Consider the following 5,735-nt stretch of genomic DNA (forward strand, 5'->3'; position numbering starts at 1 on the left):
GCTTCATGTCTGACTCGCTCTTGGCGAACCGCGAGAAGTCGCCAAAGTTGAGCAGCAGCGCGGCGAAGTAGGCCACGATCAACATCGCCGCGTTGGCCATCAGGCCGACCGATTCGAGGCCGGTGTATGTCTTGTCCGACAGGGTCATCGAGAAGCTGTCCATGCCGGTCTTGGAGATCATCCAGCCGGCCAGCACGAACATCACCAGGTAGACGATGGGCCCGCAGAAGTCGATGAACTTGCGGATGGTCTCCATGCCCGCCAAGAAGATCATGAGCTGGAAGAACCACATGAAGAGGAAGCTCGCCCAACCGAGCGTCGACAGGCCGAAGACATCGTTGTGGGTGAGTTCAGCGGCCGAGGGCATCAGCGTGATGACCAGCACCGCCACCGCCTTGGAGGCGAAGTAGGTTTGCACGCCGTACCAGACGATGCCGACGATGCCCCGCACGATGGCCGCGAGATTGGCGCCCATGACACCGAAGGCCACACGCGCAAACACGGGGAAGGGAATGCCGTATTGCTGCGACGGCCGACCCACCAGGTTCATCAGGAAATAGACGATGGTGATGCCGACCACCATGGACAGCAACACCTGCCAGCCGGCCAGGCCGAGAAAGAACAGGCTTGCGGCGAAGGTGTAGCCGCCAACCGAGTGGACGTCGGACATCCACATCGCGAACAGGCTGAACGTGCCCCACGTTCGACCTTCGGGCGCCACGGGTGCCAGATCGTGGTTGTAAAGCTGGGGGTGTGCGCCGGTGATGACGACAACGGGCACTTGATCGCTGCTGGCTGCCATGACTGCTTCCCAGGGTGAGGGCCGGTGGCCCGACGCGCAGGGCTACGCAAGAAGCAAGCCGCCATGCGCCGCATCAGGCTCAACGGCGCGGGGATCGGCCACGCTCGCGATCAGTGCGCCGCCGCATCGCAACGATGCACCGCTCTGCCGCGAGGCCGTGCGTCAGCCCGTGGGCAGGCCGCCAAACCGGTGCAGCGTCGCCGACCTGAACAGCTCACCCGGCCGCAGCACTGTGCTCGGCCAGTCGGGGCCGATGGGGCGGTTGGGCGAGTCCGGGTTGTGCTGGGTTTCCAGGCAGACGCCCGTGCCGCGCGTGAAGGGTTGGCCACCGGGGCCGATGAGCGAGCCGTTCAGCCAGGTGCCGGCGTAGAACTGGATGGCCGGCTCGGTCGTCAGGATGTCCATGCGGCGGCCGGAGACGGGGTCGTGCAGCGAGGCCGCCGGGTGCAGCGCCCCATCGAGCGGATGGTCCAGCAGCCAGTTGTGGTCGTAGCCGACATCCGCTCGAATAGCGCGTTCGCGGCGGAAGTCGAAGGGCGTGCCGTCGACAGCCACATGCCGCAGCGGCACGCCGGTCGCGTCGGGCTCGGTGTAGCGGCTGGCGTGCAGCTTCAGCCGATGCTCCAGCGCCGAGCCGGACTCGGCACCAGCGAGGTTGAAGTAGGCATGTGAGGTCAGGTTGACGACGGTCGCCAGGTCGGTCGTGGCCTCGTAGCCAACGCGCCAGCTCATGTCGGCGGCCAGCGTGTAGGTCACGGCGACATGCAGCGTGCCGGGGAATCCCATCTCGCCGTTCGGGCTGACGCGCTCCAGCCTCAGGCTCACGCTGCCGTCATCGCTGGGCCGCCGGGGCAGGCCCTGCCACAAGCGCGCACCGAAGCCCTCCGGCCCGCCGTGCAGGCAGTTCGGGCCGTCGTTTGCCGCCAGCCGGTGGCGCTGGCCGTCCAGTTCGAAGCTGGCGCCGGCAATGCGGTTGGCGTAGCGCCCTGCAACGACGCCCAGGTACGACCCGGCGCCGGCCAGATAGGCCTCCAGACTGGCGAGACCCAGCACAACGTTGTCTGTTCGACCCGAAGAATCCGGCACCCAGAGGCCGGTGACGATGCCGCCCCAGTCCAGCGCCGTCAGGACCAGGCCACGGCCGTTGTCGAGGCGGTACTCGTGGACCTGGCGGCCGTCGGGCAGGCGGCCGTAGTCGCGCACGCTGATGCGTGGTTCGCTCATCGAATCACCCCGCGCGCGTTGACGTAGAGGGCATACAGCGAATGGCTGCTGGCCATGAAGAGCCGGTTGCCCTTGGCGCCGCCGAAGCAGAGGTTGGCGCAGCGTTCGGGCAAGTGGATGTGGGCCAGCGGCTTGCCGTCGGCGCTGTAGACGCGCACGCCGTCCAGCGCGGCGGCATCGGCACCCTGCTGGCCATCGCTGCCGAAGCCGCACCAGATGCGGCCCCGGGTGTCGAGCGCGATGCCGTCGAAGGCGCCATGGCCCTCAGCGTCGATGAGCAGGCGCTTGTCGCTCACGGCAGCCCCGTCGACGGCGTAGGACCAGATCAGCCGGTGCGGCTGAGCGCGGCTTTCGACCACCAGCAGCCGGCCCTCGGGCGTGAAGGCCAGGCCGTTGGGCGCGGCCAGGTCGTCGATGACGCGTTGCAGCTCACCGGTGTCGGGGTCGATGCGGTAGACGCCGTGCGGCTGCTCGCGCGGGGCCGGTGCACCTTCCCAATCGCCCGAGATGCCGAATTCGGGGTCGGTGAACCAGATGCCGCCGTCCAGCGCGCAGGTGATGTCGTTGGGCGAGTTCAGCGGCTTGCCGTCGAAGCGGTCGGCCAGCACGGTGATGCGGCCGTCCAGTTCCGTGCGCGTGACGCGCCGGCCCAAGTGCTCGCAACTGATGAGCCGACCTTGCAGGTCACGCGCATGGCCGTTGGCATTGCCGCTGGGCTGGCGGAACACGCTGACCGCGCCGCTGCAATCGTCCCAGCGCAGGATGCGGTCGTTGGGGATGTCCGAGACGAGCAGGAAGCGCCCGTCGCCGAACCACACCGGGCCCTCGGCCCACTGCAGGCCAGTGGCGAGTTGCTCGACGCAGGCCGAGAACAGGCGCAGCTCGCGGCCCTCGGGCGCGAGGATCTCGACGGCCCCGTCGGGCAGGCGCGAAGCCGGCTGAAAAGGGATGCGGGGGCCGGTCATGCCGCTTCTGCTCCCGGCTGGCCGGCGAAGGCGAACGGCCCCAGCACGACGAAGCCGCCGCCCTGGAAGCGCACCTCGGGCCTGGTCGTATCGACCGGACCCTGTTTCGCCTCGACGGCCGCGCGCCACGGTTCGGAGGTGTCCTGCGGGCGGTAGCCGACATGCTTGCCCTGCGAGTTGTCCCACCAGGTTGTGCGGTTGTCGCTGGCGCCGTAAACGATGCTGTGGCCGACGATGGGCGCGGTCAGTGCGGCGACGAGCAGGCGCTCCATGTCGTCATGGCTCAGCCAGCTCGACAGCTGGCGGCGGTCCACCGGCTCGGGCAGGCAGGAGCCGATGCGGATGCTGACCGTCTCCAGCCCGTGGCGGTCGAAGTAGAACTGCGCCAGGTTCTCGCCGAAGGCCTTGGACAAACCATAGAAGGTGTCCGGCCGCGGCACGACGTGGGCCTTGATGGTCTCGTCCTGGCCGTAGAAGCCGGTCACGTGGTTGGAGCTGGCGAAGATGATTCGCTTGGTGCCCCGCCGCCTGGCCGCTTCGTAGAGGTTGTAGGCGCCGACGATGTTGGCCGGCAGCACGGTGCTGAAGGGCTTCTCGATGGACACGCCGCCGAAGTGCAGCACGGCGTCCACGCCGTCGAGCAGGTCGTACATCGCGGCCTCGTCTTCCAGCGGCGCGATGACGACTTCCTCGCCCTCCCCGGCCGGGTCCATCGCGGCGAGGTCCGACACGCGCAGCGTCTCGCAATAGCGCTTCATGCGCGGGCGCAGCATGCGGCCCAGGGCGCCGGCAGCGCCGGTCAACAGCAAGCGCTTGAAGCGCAGTCCAGTCAGTTCTTGCATGCGGTCATCCATGGTTCGCGGTGTTTCGGGCCGAGCGCCGGGCCGCCCCAAGCCGGCCCGCGTTCAGCGCGGCACGACGGGGCGAGGGGTCTCACGCAACAGCGGCCGCAGGCGGGGCGCGGCGTCGGATTGGCGTCGGACCAGTTCGAAGTCTTGCAGCTCATGCTCGCAGGGCAGAGGCTCGCCGTTGCGGCGCGCGCGGATGTGGCGCACCAGCAGGTCGACCGCAGCGCCGGCCATCTCCATGATGGGCTGGCGCACGGTGGTGAGTTCGGGCCAGATCGTTGTGGCCAAAGGGGCATCGTCGAAGCCGACGACGGTCAAATCGCTGGGCACGTCCAGGCCCATGCGGTGGGCGATGGCGACGGTGGCTGCGGCCATGTCGTCATTGCTGGCGAAGATGGCCGTGGGCCGGCGTTCCTGCAACAGCAGCGTCTCGGCCGCGTCGAGGCCCGAGCGGTAGGTGAACATGCCCTGGGCGACGACCTCTTCTTCAGCGATGTTGAGGCCGGCGTCGGCCATCGCGGCGTGGAAGCCCGCGAGGCGGCGTGCGCTGCTGCTCTGGTAGGGGTCGCCGATGATGAAGCCCAGGCGGTGGTGACCCAGGTTCACCAGGTGGCGCGTCATCTCGTAGGCGGCCTGGTAGTCGTCGATGCCGACGGCGCAGACGGCCTGCGGCGGCACACCGCTGGAGACAACGACGGCGGGCGTGTCGGTCTCGGCCACCAGCTTGAGCAGGGGCTGGGAGTCGCAAAAAGGCGGCGGCAAGATGAGACCGTCGATGCCGTTGGCGATCATCTCGGCCACCGGCGCCTCCTCGCCGTCGCGGGCCGCGTCGCAGCGCTGCACGATGAGCTGCACATGGCGCAGGCTGGCCTTGTTCAGCAGGCCGATCAGGAACTCATTGAGGTAACCCGCCGTCGGGTCGATGTAGAGCATGCCGATGCGGATGGGCTCGGAACCGGCCAGCCGCCGCGCCGCCTGGTTGGGCATGTAGTTCAGCGCCGCGATGGCGGCCTGGACCTTGTCCCGTGTACCGGGGCGCACGTTCAGCTCGCCGTTGACGACGCGCGACACCGTCATCGGCGATACCCCGGCGAGGGTCGCCACGTCGGCGATGGTCGCCACCTTGGTGCTACGCCCATGGCGCACGTTTGGCTTCAATCTGCACCTCGAGTCTTCATTGTTTTTTCACGGACGAACACTGCGCGGCCGAAGTTGTGATTCTCTACCATGGTCATGTGAGCGCGCCCTCAGCGGCCCGGCGCGAAACCGAAACGCAAGGCTTTGTAGGCCGCCAGATCCTGCGCCGGCGGCCGCGTGCCCGCCGGCAAAGGCAGGCCCGAGACGGACTGGAAATATGCGACGCAAGCATCGCGCCACCAGCGCGCCTCGCGGGCCTGCACGGCGAGATAGGCGGTGACTTCGGCATGGCGCTGCGGGTCGATGTCGCGTTGCAGCCCGGCCCAGCGGCGGCCCATGTCATCCACGGTCGCCACGCCGCGGTCATAGCGGGCGATCAGCTCGGCCCACAGGCTGCGGCCCGAGGGCATGGTGTAGCCCCAAGGCAGGTGGTGGAACCACAGCAGCAACTCCGGCGGCGTGGTGCGCGGGTCGGCAAAGCCGCGCGCGACCGATGGCGCGTACTGAGCAACAGCATTGCTGCCGCTGGGCGAGCGGTCGAAGCCGATGCCGTCGCGACCGGCCTTGTGGAAGTAGGTCGGGTTCCAGTCGGCGCGCTCCAGGTTGTCGACCCAGGGCCCTGGGCCGTAGTGGTGGCCGGTGGCCATCAGGTGGTGCAGGCCGAGCGGCGTCATGTAGTCGACGACGGCTTCGCGGGACGTGAGCATCAGTCCGACGATGGCGTCGCGCGCGGCCGGGCGGATCGTGAAGGTCTGTGCC

5 protein-coding genes and 1 pseudogene are annotated in these 5,735 nt (G+C 68.5%); all 6 read right to left on the reverse strand.

The genetic code is table 11. The annotated features are described in order from the left end of the window. The coding region (locus tag ABIS05_RS01790) for a cytosine permease (RefSeq protein WP_348010341.1) at positions 1-802 on the reverse strand (802 nt) is incomplete at its 3' end. Positions 803-964: 162 nt separating this feature from the next. Next, entirely contained in the window at positions 965-2,026 is a 1,062-nt protein-coding gene (locus ABIS05_RS01795; protein WP_348010342.1) for an aldose epimerase family protein, read from the reverse strand. Then, positions 2,023-2,991, reverse strand: coding sequence for an SMP-30/gluconolactonase/LRE family protein (locus ABIS05_RS01800; RefSeq protein ID WP_348010343.1), 969 nt, complete (start codon positions 2,989-2,991; stop codon positions 2,023-2,025). Before ABIS05_RS01800 ends, ABIS05_RS01795 begins: the two co-directional genes overlap by 4 nt. Then, entirely contained in the window at positions 2,988-3,833 is an 846-nt protein-coding gene (locus ABIS05_RS01805) for an NAD(P)-dependent oxidoreductase (protein ID WP_348010344.1), read from the reverse strand. Before ABIS05_RS01805 ends, ABIS05_RS01800 begins: the two co-directional genes overlap by 4 nt. Positions 3,834-3,896: 63 nt before the next feature. Continuing rightward, positions 3,897-4,985 carry a LacI family DNA-binding transcriptional regulator gene (locus tag ABIS05_RS01810; protein ID WP_348010345.1) on the reverse strand — a complete coding sequence of 363 codons (1,089 nt, stop codon included), beginning with the start codon at positions 4,983-4,985 and terminating at the stop codon, positions 3,897-3,899. 101 nt (positions 4,986-5,086) lie between these two features. After that, a pseudogene (locus tag ABIS05_RS01815) lies at positions 5,087-5,735 on the reverse strand (alpha-glucuronidase); the annotation flags it as partial.

This window comes from Roseateles sp., from assembly GCF_039929605.1.
GTDB lineage: Bacteria > Pseudomonadota > Gammaproteobacteria > Burkholderiales > Burkholderiaceae_C > Pelomonas.